The following is a 17,120-nucleotide window of genomic DNA, read 5'->3' on the forward strand; positions in this document are numbered from 1 at the left end:
GAAAGAGGACAAGCTTAAACGCACCTTCGCAGGCCGCCTTTGACAGTGTTGAGCAAACAAAAGAAGCTCTATGTCGTTAATAAATTCAGAATGGGAGTAAAACGAAAGTTTCCCACATTTTGATAAGATCATGATAAGATGAAAGAAAAGGTGAAAGGATGGAATGTCAATGGATTTCGGTTTCAAAGGTAAAACAGCACTTGTTTTGGCATCAAGTCAAGGATTAGGTAAAGCGATTGCAACAAGGCTTGTGGAAGAAGGAGCCGACGTGATGATCACAAGCCGAAATGAAGAAAAGCTAATAGACGTGGCAAATCAATTAAATGCGCTTGGAAAAGGAAAAGCAGCCTTTATTAAAACAGACATTACTTCAAAAGAGGAAATTAGCAGGCTAGTTAATCAGACAATAAAAGAGTTTGGCAAAATTGATTTACTCGTTAACAACGCTGGCGGTCCCCCTGCAGGAGGATTTGAGCAAATGACTGATGAAGATTGGCAAAATGCTTTTGAATTAAACTTGCTCAGCTATATCCGTACCATTCGCGAGATTCTTCCGCATATGAAACAAAGAGGAGGGAAAATCGTAAATATTGCTTCTTCTTCCGTGAAGGAGCCGATCCCGGGTTTAATTTTATCCAACACGTTTCGCTTAGGAATTGTGGGGCTGACGAAAACGTTAGCAACAGAATTTGCAAAGTACGATATTTTAATTAACACGGCGTCACCCGGCAGAATTGCAACAGAACGGATTGATCAATTGGAAGAATGGAATGCAGCGAAGCTCGGTATTCCGAAAGAAGAGATCAAGAACAAATATTTGGAAGCGATTCCTCTCAACCGCTACGGAGAACCGAATGAATTTGCGAACTATGTGCTGTTTCTTCTGTCTGACTTGAATACATATATGACTGGACAAACCTTTTTGATTGACGGCGGTTTAGTAAAGTCCATTTAATCGGGTGTGCACTGAAAGCTGAAAATGCAAGCGTTTCATAGCAGAACAGTTTCATTACTAAGCCGTATACACTGAAATGGGGAAAGGGTGAACAATATGTCAAAAAAAACAATCGGTTTTATTGGGCTTGGAGTAATGGGAAAAAGCATGGCACGTCATTTGCTTGAAGCGGGTTATCCGCTTACGGTTTATACCCGGACGAAAGAAAAGGCCGAAGATTTGATCAATCAAGGTGCTGTTTGGAAAGAATCGATCAAAGATCTCGCAAAAGATGCGAATGTTATTATCACGATGGTTGGTTTCCCGAAAGATGTTGAAGAAGTTTATTTTAGTGAAAATGGAATTTTAGCCAATGCCTATCCAGGAGCTATATGTATTGACATGACAACGACAAAACCATCGCTTGCCGAAAAAATATACGAAAAATCAAAGGAAAAAGGCATTTCCTTTTTAGATGCGCCTGTTTCAGGAGGAGATGTCGGCGCAAAAAATGGAACGCTATCGATTATGGTCGGAGGAGATCAAGAGACGTTCGATGAATGTTTTGAAATTTTTGAGAAAATGGGAAAAAATATTGTTTATCAAGGAAAAGCCGGTGCGGGGCAGCATACAAAAATGTGCAACCAAATTGCGATTGCTGCCGGCATCATTAGTGTTTGTGAATCGCTTGCCTACGCTGTTCGGGCGGGGCTGGATCCAGATAAGGTGTTGAAAAGCATTTCCTCCGGGGCTGCTGGAAGTTGGTCTTTGTCGAACTATGCGCCGAGAATGCTTTCGAATCAATTTGAGCCTGGATTTTATGTCAAGCACTTTATAAAAGATATGGACATTGCTTTAGAGGAAGCAAGAAGAATGGAATTAGACGTACCAGGGCTTGAGCTTGCGAGAAGCTTGTATGAAAAACTGGCTGAAATGGGAGAAGAAAATAGCGGAATACATGCATTATATAAGCTGTGGAAAAAATAAAAACGCACATCATTCTTTTAAGTCACACAATTTTAGTCAGCTTCTTCTTTTTCAGCCAATTTATTTTCAAAAAAAGTGTGGGGGCATATCCCCCACACCTTTTGAACAGTTGAAATGAGTGAACTGTCCAATCTATTATTTTCCAATAAACATTTGTGTCCAGTAATTTCCATTTTCTACGTAACCAACGCCGATATGAGTAAAGTTAGGATTTAAAATGTTTTGTCTGTGGCCAGAGCTGTTCATCCAAGCATTAACAACTTCTTCAGGAGTACGCTGCCCCATTGCAATATTTTCCCCTGCTGTTCTGAAGGAAATGCCGAACTTTTTCATCATGTCAAATGGAGATCCGTAAGTCGGGCTTGTGTGGGAAAAATATTTGTTTCTTTGCATATCTAAAGATTTTTCACGAGCTACCTTGCTTAAAGCTTCATCTAAAACAAGAGGCTTTAAACCTTGTTTTTGCCGCTCAGCATTTGTTAGTTCAACTACTTTTTTCTCAAATGCATTTACGGATGAAGCGGTTTGTGATTGTTTTGGTGTTTGGTTGTTGGTTGCTTTGTCATTGGCAGATGGTGCTGGCTGAGTTGTTTTTTGAGTAGTTTGGGCTGGTTTTTTCACAGCTTGCTTGTTCGCAGGCTGGTTTGTGTTTCTTTTAATTGCTTCTTTTATAGCATTATTTGCTTCTATGCTTGGATTTTGTAAACAGTTGTTTAATAGATTTTGCAATTCTTTTGAATCAGCTGATTGAATGAGCTGTTTCAATTGATCTTCGTTTATATGATAAGGTCCGAAAGTTTGTACGTAGCTTTTGATTTGAACTGGTTGGTTTTGAATTTCAGCTGCATTGGCATTTGTGCCGGCGCCTGCAGTGAAAATGGCGGCAGCTGCTGCAATAGAAGCAATAATAGATTTCTTCATGCGTTTTCTACCTCCTTGAAATTTGTTCATGTAATTTACGAAACTATCATAACATGCGTTTTTTGTCATATTTTTGTCTATTCCTTCCATTGACAAATAATAGATTTTAAGTTTATAAACATTATCATGTAATTGTTGAAATTATAGGGTTCCAACCGAGGGAATATATGATATACTTCCTTCAAGAAGTGACAAAATTAAGCAAAATGTCTATAAATTGATAAGAATTAGGGGTTGACAATCTGTATAGAAAACAAAACTTTGTAATGTATGTTACAATATATTTACAAGTTCATGAGTCGACTGAAACATGATTTATATTAGAAAAGAAAGGAAGATTCCTTCGTGAAAAAAGAAGCGGAAACAACTCCTTCTGAGACAAAACGGCAAAGGAAAGCGAGAATTTTTCGTATCAATTTTTTCTTTTTTATCGTTTTTCTTTTATTTGCCGCACTTGTCGTCCGCCTTGGCATCGTTCAAATTGTTCAGGGTGAAGAATATGCGAAAGAAGTCAGCCGGACAGAAGTGAATGTTGCGCAATATCCTGCACCAAGAGGAAAAATGTTTGACCGAAACGGGAGAATCGTTGTAGACAACAAAAATGTTCCTGCTGTGACCTATACGGTGGAGAAGACGACCAAAACGAAAGACAAGCTGGAAACAGCAAAAAAATTAGCACAGCTGATTGATCTCGACACATCTTTTCTAAGAGAAAGAGATTTGCGGGATTATTGGATAGCCAAAAATCCAAAAAAGGCAGAAAACTTATTGACGGAAAAAGAGAAAAAATTAGAACCTAAGGAAACATATCCACTTCAGGTTGAACGGGTTCCGGAAGAAGAAATTAAAAAAATCGAGAAGGATCCAAAAGAATTGGAGCTTGCCGCTCTATATACGAAATTTTCATCCGGATATACGTATGAGCCGCAGATTGTCGCAACGAACTTAAGCCAAGAAGAAGTTTCAAGGGTTGCGGAACAGCTGGAAAATCTTCCGGGTGTCGATGTCATCACAGATTGGGAAAGGGTGTACCCTTATGATGACGTATTTAAAACGATTTTAGGGAAAATCTCATCTCCAAAAGAAGGGATACCAGAAGACAATAAATCATTTTTTGTAGCTCGAGGCTATGCCCGAAATGAACGAGTTGGAAAAAGCTATTTGGAGCAGCAATATGAGGATTATCTAAACCCAAGAAAAGCAAAAGTTCAATATATATCTGATAAAGATGGAAATACGATTTCACAAAAGGAAATTGATGACGGCAGAAGAGGATTCGATTTAAAACTTTCCATCGATATCGAACTGCAAAAAAGAATTGAAAAAATTGTTGATCAGCAGATTAAAGCAGCAAGAGGACGTGGAAATTATTTAGTTGACCGCGCTTTCGTTGTCATGATGGATCCGTATAAAGGAGACGTTTTGGCGATGGTCGGACGAATGTACGATTCAGGAGAGATGTTGAACTTTGATTACGGTGCATTTGGGACGCAATATGAAATGGGTTCTACCGTTAAAGGTGCGACAGTTTTAGCAGGATATCAATTTGGTCTGAGACACGGAACCGTCTTTTATGACGCACCAATTCGTTTAAAAGGGACTCCGGAAAAATCTTCTTATCAAAATATGGGGGCTGTATCTGACCTAACAGCGTTGCAAAGAAGTTCAAACGTTTATATGTTCCATATCGCTATGAAAATTGCTGGTATACAATATTATCCGGGAAGAAGTTTTCCAGCTAAAGATGAAGATTTTCAAAAGATGCGGAATTACTATGCCCAATTTGGTTTAGGGGTTCCGACAGGGATTGATCTCCCGCAGGAGTCTGCAGGGCAGCAATCTGATCCTGGAATTGACAGAGGGAAATTGCTTGACCTTGCCATTGGTCAGTTTGATACGTACACACCGCTGCAAATGGCCCAATATGTTTCAACGATTGCAAATGGCGGATACCGTGTTAAGCCGCGGCTTGTAACAGAAATTCTTGAACCGACTGACGATGGGCTCGGACCGATTGCTCAAGAAATGCCGGTAAAAGTGTTAAACCGAATAAACAATACGGAAGAGGATATTCAACGCGTCCAACAAGGCTTTTATCTAGTGACGAATACTCGACGCGGAACAGCTTACGCTCAGTTACATGGATTAAATGTTGCGGGCAAAACCGGAACAGCGGAAACGACTTATTATGGTACGAAGCGCCAATACTGGGGGACAGACGTTTATAATTTAACATTTATCGGCTATTATCCTGCTAAAGATCCGCAGGTTGCTTTCAGTGTTGTCGTCCCTTGGACAAAAAGAACCGGAAGCGAAGATGTGAATAAACGTATAGCGAGAGATATTGTAAAAGCATACATCGATTTACAGGAAGAATACGCCGGAAATTCCAATGCAAAATCAAATGATGACGAGCAATAAAAAAATAAATTATATAGAAGGGCCGTTGCTTTTTAATGAGCGATGGCTTTTCTATTAGTTATCGAAAACCATTCATATAAATTGAACGATGCCGCATTCGCATAAAGATTTTTCGATAAATTGTTCGAAATTCGCACATGCCGCAAAAACCGCAAACTTTTGTCCTATCTGCATATCTCCGAATGGTGTGAAACCAGAAGGAAGCGCAAAAACCGCGCATGGCCGCAAAATCGGTAAAGCTCATACCACCTCTTGCATACCTCCGGTGCGTTGTTAAATCCAAAGAAAGCGCAAAGTCCGCAAAATAACCGAAAAATCCGCATAAGACAAAAAAAACTAGCCCTTTTTTGGCCAGTATTTTTTAAAATGTTGATACATACATATTTTTTATAGGGAAGGAAATGCAGTGGAAAAAGTCGAAAAAACATTTTAAATAGTAAGATTGACACATTTTTAGATGTTTAATTTGTAAAACTATATTAAAATTTTAGGTGGACAAAAAGTAGCAGGTCAATGAACAAGATAGACTTTTTCTTTCTGGAAAGGGTAGTAATAGGGGGGCCAGGGATGAGTCAACAAATACAAAAGGGTGTGCACAATCAAACAGAAATCATTTATTCGGTTATTTCTAATGAAGGCTATTTTGAATACATCTCCTCAAATTGTTTGAAAGTGCTCGGATATAAACAAAAAGAACTAATCGGTTCCAATCTTTCAGAATACTTGCATGTAGAAGATATAAATATATTTGAAAGCTTTTTATATCATGGAGATGCTTGTTCCTTCCGTTTTTTGCAGAAAAATGGATCCTATATTTGGATGAAAACGTCAGTTGATGTTATATACAATCATTTGAACAAGGATCAAAGAGAATTTGTCTTAAAGTTTGCTGTCACTTCGGCGGATGACAAGATAGATGAAGTTCCCAAAGAAGTAAATCCGATACGTGCTGACGGTGCTCTTGATTTTGTGCACGAGCTTCCGTGCCCGCTCATAATTTCAAAAAAAGGGAAAGTTCAATATGCTAATACGGCTGCTGTTAAGCTGCTTGTGGCGACTAGCAGTGAAGATATTGTTGGAAAAATGGTTTTCCAATTTATTGACAAAATGTTTCACGAATCTGTCCATGAAACGATTGAAAATCTTCACAAAGGAATTGATAGCGGAATTTTAGAACAAATTTGGACATCTTTGGACGGGAACAAGATCTATGTTGAGTTGAAGAGCGTGCTTATATCATATAAAGGCGAACAAGCAGAACTGCTTGTCATTACCGATATTTCATCCAAAAAAATATACCAAAGCATTTTGCAGCAAAGCAGTGAAAAGTATCAAAGGCTGATTCAAAATTCCATCGATACAATTGCAGTGATTCATAATGATAAATGGGTTTTTATGAATGAGTCGGGGATCAAGCTTTTCGGTGCGCAAGATTATCCGGACGTATTGGGCAAAAGCATCTATCATTTTTTACACCCGGAATATCATCAGCATGTCAAAGATCAATTAGATGACATAACGAACGGAAGAACGGAAACAATCGTGACCAAGCAAAGCTGGTATACATATTCGAAAAAAATTGTCCATACCGAAATGGTTTGCATTCCGACAACATATTTTGGCGAACCGGCGGTTCAAATAATTTTACGAGATTTGTCTGAACATAAACATGCGGAAGAATTGATGATTCGCTCTGAAAAGCTTTCTGTTGCAGGGCAGCTGGCAGCAGGTATCGCCCACGAAATACGCAATCCGTTAACAGCAATAAAAGGTTTTTTACAGCTGATGCATGGTGAAATCGAAAAAGATAATCAATATTTTGAAATCATTTTTTCAGAGCTGAATCGAATTGAAATGATTTTGAGTGAATTGCTGATGCTTGCGAAACCGCAAGAAACGGTTTTTGAAAAAGCAAATGTCAAAACGATTTTACTCGAAGTTGTTACACTGCTGGAAACGGAAGCAATATTAAGAAATATTGTGATTGAGAAAAAATTTTCTGATGAGAATCAAGAAGTTGTTTGCGATAAAAACCAATTGAAGCAAGTTTTTATTAATCTCATTAAGAATGCAATTGAAGCAATGCCAAATGGAGGAACAGTGACAATTTCTACTAAATCGGAAAATTTTTCCATTGTGATTGAAATAAAAGATGAAGGAGAGGGGATACCGAAAGAGCTGCTAGAAAGATTAGGGGAGCCTTTTTTAACGACAAAAGAAAAAGGAACAGGTCTAGGATTAATGATCACATATAAAATTGTTGAAAATCATAAAGGCACGATCGATGTGTCGAGCAGCGAAAAAGGCACCGTTTTCACAATTAAGTTGCCAAAACAAAAAACAGTGCTTTAAAAGCGCACTGTTTTTCTATTTTCTTTTCAGTTGCACAAAATGCTCAAGCCTGTCCAAAGCTTTTTCCAGCTCTTTTGTCGAGTAAGCGTAAGAGATGCGGATAAACCCTTCTCCAAATTTGGAAAAAGCGCTCCCCGGGACGACCGCTACACCAGCCTTCTCAACCAGCTCCAAAGCAAAATCAAAAGAGCTTTGTCCAAATGATTGAATCGAAGGAAACAAATAAAAGGCTCCGCTTGGTTTAACAACCTCAAATCCCATTGCAACGAGACGACCGTATACGTACTCCAATCTTTTTTCATATTCTTTTTTCATTATTTGACCATCATGAAACCCTTCCGTTAAAGCGTTGTAAGCAGCTTTTTGAGAGATCGACGAAGCGCATGAAACATTATATTGATGCACTTTTAACATATGTTTTGTGATATCTTTCGGCGCAAAAAGAAATCCGATCCGCCATCCAGTCATGCTATGCGATTTGGAAAGTCCATTGACGACGATCGTCTGCTCCCGCAAAAAAGAAGCGATCGAGGTATGAGGTGCATCATACGTTAATTCACTGTAAATTTCATCCGCTAAAATAAAAATATCCTTCCCGCGAACGGCATCGGCAATTTCTATCAGCTCCTCTGCAGTGAATGTAACGCCTGTCGGATTGGACGGGTAAGGCAAAATTATGCATCGGGTTTTTTCTGTTATATTTTGTTTAATCAAATCCGCAGTTAATTTAAATTTGTTTTTTGTCGTATCAACATAAACGGGTATTGCTCCGCACAATTGAATAATTGGCTCATACCCCGGATAAACAGGACCTGGCAGCATTACCTCCGTCCCGGGCTCCAAAATCGTTCGAAGCGCTATATCAATCGCCTGGCTGGCCCCGATTGTAACAATCACTTCCGAACCAGGATCATAGGAGAGATGATATTTTTTATGTACAAATTGGCATGCTGCTTCTCTTACATCGATCAATCCTGCATTATGCGTATACGTTGTATAGTTGTCATCAATTGCCTGTTTTGCCGCTTCTTTTATATGTGAAGGCGTTGGGAAGTCAGGCTGGCCAATCGTTAGCGAAACGACATCGTCATAGTTGGAAACGATGTTAAAAAAAGCTCGAATGCCGGAAATCGCAATGTTTTTTACATTTTGGTTAATCAAATGTTCCATACAAATCACCTGCTTTAATAAGTGTCGTCTTATATTTTATCATGTTTGTCCCAAGCTTTTATTGGTAAACTAAATTTATGTCCAAAAAAATTTAGAAAGTGTGATGTCTATGATACGAACATTAGTCATTACAACTGATTTGGAAGCTAAATATGATGTGGCATTAAAAGAGATTCGAAAAAAGGAAGTTCTTTGGTACTGGGTCGATTTTTACAAGGCGACGGAAAATGAAATTAGATTGCTAGGGAAATTTTTTCATTTTCATCCTTTGTCCATTGAGGATTGTGTCGAAAATGTTGAACGGCCGAAAATAGATTTTTATGACTCTTATATGTTTGTTGTGTTGCACGGAATTCATCAACAGACGCTGGAACCGGAAGAGCTTGACTTATTTGTAAACGAAAAAGGAATCGTCACATTTCACAAAAATGCCATTCGAGATCTAAACAACATTTGGCTGAGAATCAAAAAAGACGATTCTTTAAAAAAAGGGCCTATGAAAATCATGCATCAATTGACTGATAAGCTCGTTGATGATTTTTTTCCGCCCGTGTACCATTTGGAAGATTTATTAAATCAAATTGAGGAAAACAATAAAAACAAATCGATCAATGAGTTAATGAAAGAGCTTTTTTCCATCAGGTCTCAATTATCAAAAATAAGAAGAACAATCATTCCGATGCGGGATTTGATGTACCGGATCATCTCGTCCAACAGGCTGAACGAAATGAAGGAGGAAGATTTGTATTTTTATGATGTTTATGACCATTTACTCAAGCTTGTCGAGATGACGGAGGCAAATCGGGAGCTTGCGGCTGATATAAGGGACAGCTATTTATCTTACAACTCAAACCGGATGAATACGATTATGATGACATTGACGGTTATTTCGTCTATTTTTATGCCTCTTACGTTTATCGCAGGAATTTATGGAATGAATTTTGAATATATGCCCGAGCTGAAAATGAAGTATGGCTATTATATTGTATTAGGAGTCATGGCTCTCATCGGAACAGGAATGCTTTATATTTTTTATAAAATGGGTTGGTTCCGGTTTCATAAAGGTCCAAAATTGTAGCGGGCAAAAAATGCGGCCTGCTTCGTAAAAAATAGGATGGGTAAGTTTTTGCACATTATAAAAAAGAAACTTGAAGAGTGCAAAATTTAACAATGAAAGGCGGAAAATTGCTCTTTCAATTTATCGATACAGCGGTTTTGAAAGACTTGACAAGCATACATAGAAGATAAAAAGGAAAACAAAGGCGAGAGTAAGAAAAAATTCAGTATGCGCCCCCTCAAATTCTTTTGTAAGGTAAACAATCAAAAGGAACTCTTTTTATAAAAGGCTAAACAGTGACAGCAATACAAGCTGTTCACAAGCTTCGTTCTATAATATAAAACAGCAAAAAATTTGAAATGGAGGCTTATGATGGAGAGAATTGCAGTAATTGGTCAATCCGGCTTGATTCCGGAACATGTCCGCCTCCTGGCTGAAGAAATCGGTTCAGAAATTGCTAAAAGAGGAGCTGTTCTTTTGACAGGCGGCGGAAGCGGAGTGATGGAGGCAGTTTCACGAGGGGCCAAACAAGCAAACGGCCTTGTCGTAGGTATTTTGGCTGGAGACGACAAACTGGCAGCAAACGAATTTATTGATATTCCGATTAATACTGGATTAGGTTTTGATTACAGAAGCGTTTTGCTTGTTCATTCCGCAGATGCCATCATTATGATTGGAGGAGGAAATGGAACGCTTGGAGAATTGTCTGCCGCATATATGAACAAAAAACGTGTCATCATCGTTGAAAATTCAGGAGGATGGTCGAACACCGTGAAGCAAATCGCCTTTGAAGGCTGTTATTTAGATGAGCGGAGAACAGTCGAAATTCAGTTCGCTAAAACGGCTAAATCAGCTGTAGATCTTGCTTTTCAATCCATTTACAACCCTGTTGATCCCGATAAAAATACCGGTTTAATAGGTGACTAGCATGCGGATGTTTAAAAAGTCCAATCGGTTGAAAACAATATATCAACGTTTCTAAAATAGTAAAGGGGAGTCCCATAAGCCAAAAACGACTTATTAGACTGCCCCGAGTGTCATCTTAAAAACATGAGAAGGAAGAGATTCTGTTTAAATCAATGCCGAAATATTCCCATCGATTTTGACGAGGTCTCCAGCGCCACCCGGCAATGGACCTTTGTCCTACAAACACAGGGAAATACCAGAAGCTTCTGCCGTTTGTTAATCGGATAAATGTAAAGCGATGTAAACATCTTCTAATGCCTCCGGGATCAACTGCAAATGTTCCGACTCCGGGTGATTCTTGAGGAATAAAACTTGGAGGCGGTCCTGAAGGCGGTCCTTGCTGCTGTCCAAAACCGTCACTCGGACTTCCGCCGATTCCAGGAGGGCCGAATGGAGGGAAACCGGGACCAGTCCCCGTAGGAGGAAACGAAGGAAATCCTCCACCCATCCCTGGAAATCCCGGAAAAAATTCTGGCTGTTGAACTCCCGGGAGGATTTGTCGATAGAATGGATACACGTTCATGCTCCTTTCACTTTTCAGTTGTTCACCATAACATATGCAACTTCACTTTTAAGGTGTTTGACCTACATAAAAGTTTTTTATAAAAAAAGGAAATCAAGTCGTCTTTGTCGAAATAAAATGTATCATTTACGTTTTTGTGAGTAACGCTGTTCAGACTTATTTCCCAATTTGTATTAAATGAACAAAGAATAAAACCGATATAAAAAAGTGAAGAAGAAACGTTCGCAAATATTAGACGGAAGGAAGAAAGATATGAACGAAAAGGGAATTTTGCTTGAAAGCGGTACGAACGAGTTGGAATTTGTAGAGTTTCTCGTCGGCTCGAATAAATTCGGTATAAATGTGATGAAAGTAAAAGAAATCATTCAGCCTCTTCCTGTAACGAGCGTGCCTCATGTCCATCCATACGTTGAAGGAATTATTGAATTAAGAGGAGAAGTGCTCCCGGTAGTTAACGTACCGAAGGCGATCGGCGATCCGAATTGCGAGCCCAGCGAAAAAGATAAGCTGATAGTAACGGAATTTAACCAACAAAAAGTTGTGTTTCGCGTCCATCAAGTAACCCAAATTCATCGTGTGTCTTGGTCGCAAATTGAAAAGCCTTCTGAAATGTATCAAGGATTGGAAACTCAAATTACCGGCGTTGTCAAAATGGGAGACGAAATGATTTTAATGCTTGATTTTGAAAAAATCGTTGTTGAAATTAATCCTGAGTCCGGAATCCAGCAGGAAAAAGCGAAAAAACTGGAAAAGAGGGACAGATCTGATAAAAAAATTGTCGTTGCCGAGGATTCCCCACTGTTGCGCAGATTGTTGAACGACACATTGACGGAGGCGGGATTTCAACAGATTGAGTTTTTTGAAAACGGCAAGGATGCACTGGACTATTTAGAGAATATTGTAAATGAAGGCGAACCGGTTAAGGAGCGTGTTGATTTAGTCATTACGGACATCGAAATGCCGCAGCTTGACGGATTGCATTTGACGAAGCGAATTAAGGAAAATCCAGAGCTGGATCATATTCCGGTTGTGATTTTTTCCTCATTGATTACGAATGATTTAAAACATAAAGGACAACAGGTAGGTGCAAATGCCCAAATTAGCAAACCTGAGGTCCATCACTTAATTGAGCAAATCGATGAATTGTTATTTAAAAATGAAGAAGATGATGAATTAAAAGACGAGGCTGAATAAGCCTCTCTTTTTACTCAATCATACCGTTCGCCTAATCGTTTAAACACCGGTTTTTGATATGTATGACGATGGAACCGTTTGGGAGAAGAAAGCGGTCGATTCGCTTTATCCATACCGATATAATACTCCAATAAATTTTTTGCCTTTGACAATGATAGATTTGTTTTCGGGTTTCGGTATGAATTATTTAAGGAACCTAAGTGAGGAAGGTTTTGGAAGTCTTCTTTTGTAGGAGGCATATGAAAATAATAATTTCCTGCCGACACCAGAACATCTGACTGCTGTTTGCTTAATTTTGGATTTTTTGAATAATGCAGTCCTTTCTTTGTTGCTTTTCCTTCAGCGATCAGTTTTTGCAGCGCCTTCTTTTTTAAATAATATAAATATTTAGGATTTGGCGCTGTTTTCGCATGCCGATTGACAACATAGATGGCTCGTGCTATATTTTCCGGCGTCTCATCCCGTAGCTTATAATGACTGATATCGTCCATGATGTCTCTCCTTTTTCATTATTTTCCGTAATCTTTATTTACATTATACTTTCATGAATAGAAAATGCAACCAGTTTTTACAGTCTATTAATTATGCCTATAATAGTTATTATGAAATATTTTAGAAAGCAGGGTGGGTCATGAGCGGAAAAGAGGAATTTCTAGATATAGACGAAGAAACGCTTTTTATCGTGTCGCAAACGTTTAAAGCGTTATCGGATCCGACTAGAATTCGGATTTTACATTTACTTGCGGAAAAACAAGAATGTTCTGTGAATGAAATAGCTGCCGAGCTTGAGCTTTTGCAATCAACCGTGTCCCATCAATTGAGGTTTCTCAAAAATTTGCGTTTAGTCAAATTTAGAAGGGAAGGAACGACCGTTTACTATTCACATGATGATGAGCATGTAAAAAAAATATTAGAGCAAACCATTGACCATGCTCGGCATAATTAAAATGGGCGTCGAGTGGGCAGTTTGATCAGGGGACTAAACGGTTAAGAGATGATCTCGGTATGGAGCCGGGGTCATCTTTTATAATTTATTGGCAGCGGGGCTGATTTCATTCATTTATTTATTTCACATTCTGTAAAAGATTCGAATTTCTTTCGGAGCATGATAGGGAGGGGGTGTCCAGAAAGTCAAATCGCCATTGAAAACAAAAAATCATAAACACCGTAAAACATTAATGGGGCGTCAATAAGCCGTAAAAACGACTTATTAGAACCCCCTTTTTTGCTTGTTATACGTTTAGTAGAAGTTTTCTTGAGGGTAGAAGCAAAACTAATGATGAATTTTTTCAGTAGAGTTTATTATTATCACTTTCCTTCAAACGAATATCACAAAAAAACTCCCAATCAATGCGGTTGTAGGGTGAATTCTCATCCACTATGATCCACATGATTGGGAGTATAAGTCTGACTGTCAAACACATTTTTGTTATAAAACCGATTTGATTGTGTTTTTACCTAGCCGATGCTGTTTTTCGTTTAAATATTTCGGCATCAAGATCATATAAAAGAAAAAGACGAAAAGAATGATAAGAGCCATACCGTAATAAAGTAAATCGATGTTTCGAATGATGTTTGGAAACAATAGTGCAATACATAAAAGCGTAGCAGACTGCGCAAACATCATTAACGGGTCGATCCATCCGCTGACACGTCCCATTAGCTTTGGATGAACGATATTCGGAATCCAACCGCCAATTGCTACGTTCACAGGACCGATGCACATGCCGATCAAAAAAATAATCGACAAGTAAAATTCTACTTCATCCACAAAACCAAGGAGAAAAACAAAAATGCTTGTCAAAAATATCGGTGTAACAAACATTGGAAACGGTTTTATTTTTTTAGCAAAAAATGTTGAAACTGTGCTGCCGACTAAAAGACCCGCACCGAGAAAAATGGCAAATAAGGATGAATACATTTCATAAGAATTCGGTGCCAGCTCATATTTCATTGTAAATAACGGAAGAACGGCAAAACTTCCTTGAACAAAGCCGAAAATGAAAAAACCAAAAATAATGAGCGATAAAAGCCGATTATGTAAAATGTACCGAATACCTTCCAAAAAGTCGGAAACAGCGGATGATATATGTAAACCTTTCCATGACACTCGACCGTTTGGTAGCCTTGCTGATTTAGGGATTTTACACGAGCGAATGAGCAAGGCAGAAAGAACGAAGCTTATTAAATCAACTAATACGGCCCCATGAATTCCAACTGTTCGATAAGCCAATGCCCCTAATCCGACGCCAAACACTAAAAAAATGCTGAAAAGTATTTGATTCAAACCTGAAGCTTGCGCATATTGATCTTTTCGCAAAATAGCTTGTACTAAACTGGATTCGGCTGGATAAAAAAATTTCGTGACAGCACTCCGCAAAAACAAGATGAAAAAAATGAGCGGAATCGAATTTGTAAATAAGGCGAAAAACAAACATGCAGTCATAATTGCACGAATCCAGTCGCAGTTCTCTGCCACCTTTTTTCGATCGAAGCGGTCTGCTACTACACCGACAATGACAAAAACAAATACAGTCGGCAAAGAATACATCAGCTCAGCAATAGTTGCGTAATAAGGTTTGCTGCTAAAATGCTCCAACAAATAAAAAGCAAACGCCATATTGCCAACTGTTGAACCCATTTGTGAAGCAAGCGCTGCAAAAAACAATTTGACAAAATTGCGGTTTTTAAAAATATCCATTGCGACTCCCCTTAACTGACACTTACAGTAGCTATTATAATTTACCTAATTCAATATGAACATCTTTTTTTCATATTTTGGTTAGAGAAATGAAAGCCAAGTACTTTTAAGCCGGTTAAAAGAGAGGATTATTTGGAATATAATGTAAACAAGGTGATTTCTGGAACTGCCAAAAAACGAAAGGGCAGTCTAGTTGTGCCCAACCCGCGATTGACATAAAGCTTCGTATGATCAACAGTATAAAAGCCCTCCGAAAAGGATTTTGCATAAGGAGGCGTGTAAAGCGGACCTATAAAAGGGATTTTTACTTGTCCTCCATGGCTGTGTCCAGATAATTGGAGATCAACATTGTAATTTTTTGCCTGAAGCACTGTATCAGGTTCATGGACTAAAAGAATAGTAAAATAGTTTTTGTCAATATTGCCCATTGTTTGATGAAAATCAGGTCTTCCAAGCATGACATCATCAAGGCCGGCGACAATCAATTTGCTTCCGTCAATCAGCTGTATCTCTTTTTTTTCATTTTGCAGTAAATGAAACTCTGCATTTTGTAATATATTGCGATAAACATCAGTGCCGTATCCGCCGTGATCATGATTTCCATAAATTGCAAATTTACCGAAGTCAGCACGGAGGCGCTTCAAAATCGGGGCTATCTGATGCACAGCGGGATAACTGTTCGGCTCATCGATTAAATCACCAGTAAAAACAATTATATCCGGGTTTAGACGATTGATTTGATTGACGATCCGTTCCAGATTTGCAATTGTAAAGTCGTTATTTAGATGTGTGTCGCTGAATTGAACAATTTTCAAACCATCAAAACCTTTTGGTATTTTTGGATGAGAAACATTTATTTTTTTTATTTCTAGTCTTCTCGGTTCAATATATCTTGAGTAGATGTATAAACCGCTGCTCGCGAATAAACTGTACGCAGCCGTCCAGAAAAAATGCTTTAAAAATTGTCTTCTTGTCAACTTATTCATTCTTACCAACCATTTCAGTTTTTATAGCGATCGAAAAAATTATAACATAAAACTTTCAACATCTTGTTTAATGTTTTTTGACAAATCTTCACATGCACGTTTTTTCTGATTAACTACTTTGTTTTCATCTATGGACGACATTAAAACAATCATTTGGAAAATATGATGAAAAAGGTTTAACTCCTGCTGGAGCGAGAAAGTCTTTAGGAATTGAGAAATGAATGGTATAATTTTCATAAAACATAAAGGGCAGCTATTTAATGATTTAAATTTCTAGTAAAATTGCTATTAAGGAAGGAGGATTAAAATGGTGTCACTTTAAGGGAAAAACCTATTGTAAGAGGAAATGATGCAAGAAGATTTATTAATAAAGCAAAAATTAATAACAGAAATTTGAAAGATAGAGCAAAAATAGAATGAAAAATTTGCAAAGAGAAGGTATTAGTAATGACAAATATCTTCATAAAACCTATTGAATAAAAAGATATGGAAAATAATAATGCGTCAATGATTTTTAATGAAATGAATGATACTGATTTATTTAAAACCAATAAAAATCAACAGTCTAGTTTTGAAATTGATAAAAAGAAAAAGTAAATTCGTTTATGTTGAATAACTAATTCAAATAATTTTAGAGGACACCTCAAACTCCCCTATTCGAATCAGCAAGAGAAAAACTCCATCTTTTTGAATATATTTTCTGCTTAGACGATTTTCTCCGTGTAGAAAAAAGTCATTTTGATGAATATTTTTATCTGGACCCGTCATACTTATGAAAGCAATCACTTCATTTGCAAAGTCGTAGATCGGAGCAGCAGTGCTGAAGCCTTGATGAAACTCGTTCAAACAGATTGCAAATTATTGGTATTAATGCCGTTAATTGTTTTTCGTTCATTCCTGTATATCTC

14 protein-coding genes are annotated in these 17,120 nt (G+C 38.0%); 8 read left to right on the plus strand and 6 right to left on the minus strand.

Going from position 1 to position 17,120, the window contains the following annotated elements:
• The first annotated feature begins 169 nt into the window (after window positions 1–169).
• The gene (locus tag NSQ71_RS07185; RefSeq protein WP_063389335.1) at window positions 170–955 is read left to right on the plus strand and encodes an SDR family oxidoreductase; all 786 of its coding nucleotides are present in this window, start codon (window positions 170–172) and stop codon (window positions 953–955) included.
• Between the two features lie 96 nt (window positions 956–1,051).
• Window positions 1,052–1,921 (plus strand): NAD(P)-dependent oxidoreductase, encoded by an 870-nt coding sequence (locus NSQ71_RS07190; RefSeq protein WP_063389334.1) that lies wholly within the window; start codon window positions 1,052–1,054, stop codon window positions 1,919–1,921.
• A 135-nt stretch (window positions 1,922–2,056) separates the two neighbouring features.
• Here the strand turns inward: NSQ71_RS07190 and NSQ71_RS07195 are convergent, their stop codons facing one another.
• A complete protein-coding gene (locus NSQ71_RS07195) occupies window positions 2,057–2,842 on the minus strand; it encodes a CAP domain-containing protein (RefSeq protein WP_066247968.1) in 786 nt (261 codons plus the stop codon).
• 345 nt (window positions 2,843–3,187) lie between these two features.
• On the opposite strand from NSQ71_RS07195, the gene NSQ71_RS07200 reads away from it, so the two are divergent.
• Together NSQ71_RS07200 and NSQ71_RS07205 are read left to right on the plus strand one after the other, a co-directional pair.
• Window positions 3,188–5,263, plus strand: coding sequence for a peptidoglycan D,D-transpeptidase FtsI family protein (locus tag NSQ71_RS07200; RefSeq protein WP_445206622.1), 2,076 nt, complete (start codon window positions 3,188–3,190; stop codon window positions 5,261–5,263).
• A 567-nt stretch (window positions 5,264–5,830) separates the two neighbouring features.
• Window positions 5,831–7,615, plus strand: coding sequence for a PAS domain S-box protein (locus tag NSQ71_RS07205; protein ID WP_340733514.1), 1,785 nt, complete (start codon window positions 5,831–5,833; stop codon window positions 7,613–7,615).
• Between the two features lie 15 nt (window positions 7,616–7,630).
• On the opposite strand, the gene NSQ71_RS07210 is transcribed toward NSQ71_RS07205, so the two are convergent.
• Entirely contained in the window at window positions 7,631–8,785 is a 1,155-nt protein-coding gene (locus NSQ71_RS07210; protein ID WP_339195054.1) for an aminotransferase A, read from the minus strand.
• A gap of 109 nt (window positions 8,786–8,894) precedes the next feature.
• Here NSQ71_RS07210 and corA point away from each other — a divergent pair, with 109 nt between their 5' ends.
• Together corA and NSQ71_RS07220 are read left to right on the plus strand one after the other, a co-directional pair.
• Window positions 8,895–9,863, plus strand: a complete 969-nt coding sequence (gene corA / locus NSQ71_RS07215; RefSeq protein ID WP_186439280.1) for a magnesium/cobalt transporter CorA — start codon at window positions 8,895–8,897, stop codon at window positions 9,861–9,863.
• Window positions 9,864–10,214: 351 nt separating this feature from the next.
• The gene (locus NSQ71_RS07220; protein ID WP_144598128.1) at window positions 10,215–10,769 is read left to right on the plus strand and encodes a TIGR00725 family protein; all 555 of its coding nucleotides are present in this window, start codon (window positions 10,215–10,217) and stop codon (window positions 10,767–10,769) included.
• Window positions 10,770–10,884: 115 nt separating this feature from the next.
• On the opposite strand, the gene NSQ71_RS07225 is transcribed toward NSQ71_RS07220, so the two are convergent.
• Complete coding sequence (locus tag NSQ71_RS07225; RefSeq protein WP_063389454.1) at window positions 10,885–11,256, minus strand: hypothetical protein; 372 nt, start codon at window positions 11,254–11,256, stop codon at window positions 10,885–10,887.
• A 327-nt stretch (window positions 11,257–11,583) separates the two neighbouring features.
• On the opposite strand from NSQ71_RS07225, the gene NSQ71_RS07230 reads away from it, so the two are divergent.
• On the plus strand, window positions 11,584–12,525 hold the full coding sequence (locus tag NSQ71_RS07230) for a chemotaxis protein (protein WP_063389327.1): 942 nt from the start codon (window positions 11,584–11,586) through the stop codon (window positions 12,523–12,525).
• A 14-nt stretch (window positions 12,526–12,539) separates the two neighbouring features.
• Here the strand turns inward: NSQ71_RS07230 and NSQ71_RS07235 are convergent, their stop codons facing one another.
• The gene (locus tag NSQ71_RS07235) at window positions 12,540–13,016 is read right to left on the minus strand and encodes a YkyB family protein (RefSeq protein ID WP_066247978.1); all 477 of its coding nucleotides are present in this window, start codon (window positions 13,014–13,016) and stop codon (window positions 12,540–12,542) included.
• A gap of 140 nt (window positions 13,017–13,156) precedes the next feature.
• On the opposite strand from NSQ71_RS07235, the gene NSQ71_RS07240 reads away from it, so the two are divergent.
• The gene (locus NSQ71_RS07240; protein ID WP_063389325.1) at window positions 13,157–13,471 is read left to right on the plus strand and encodes an ArsR/SmtB family transcription factor; all 315 of its coding nucleotides are present in this window, start codon (window positions 13,157–13,159) and stop codon (window positions 13,469–13,471) included.
• A 483-nt stretch (window positions 13,472–13,954) separates the two neighbouring features.
• On the opposite strand, the gene NSQ71_RS07245 is transcribed toward NSQ71_RS07240, so the two are convergent.
• Together NSQ71_RS07245 and NSQ71_RS07250 are read right to left on the minus strand one after the other, a co-directional pair.
• Window positions 13,955–15,226: an MFS transporter gene (locus NSQ71_RS07245; protein WP_066247980.1), complete on the minus strand. Its 1,272-nt coding sequence runs from the start codon at window positions 15,224–15,226 to the stop codon at window positions 13,955–13,957.
• Between the two features lie 128 nt (window positions 15,227–15,354).
• Window positions 15,355–16,212, minus strand: coding sequence for a metallophosphoesterase (locus NSQ71_RS07250; protein WP_340733519.1), 858 nt, complete (start codon window positions 16,210–16,212; stop codon window positions 15,355–15,357).
• Window positions 16,213–17,120: the final 908 nt, after the last annotated feature.

The organism is Aeribacillus sp. FSL M8-0235 (assembly GCF_038000355.1).
GTDB classification, from domain to species: domain Bacteria; phylum Bacillota; class Bacilli; order Bacillales; family Aeribacillaceae; genus Aeribacillus; species Aeribacillus composti.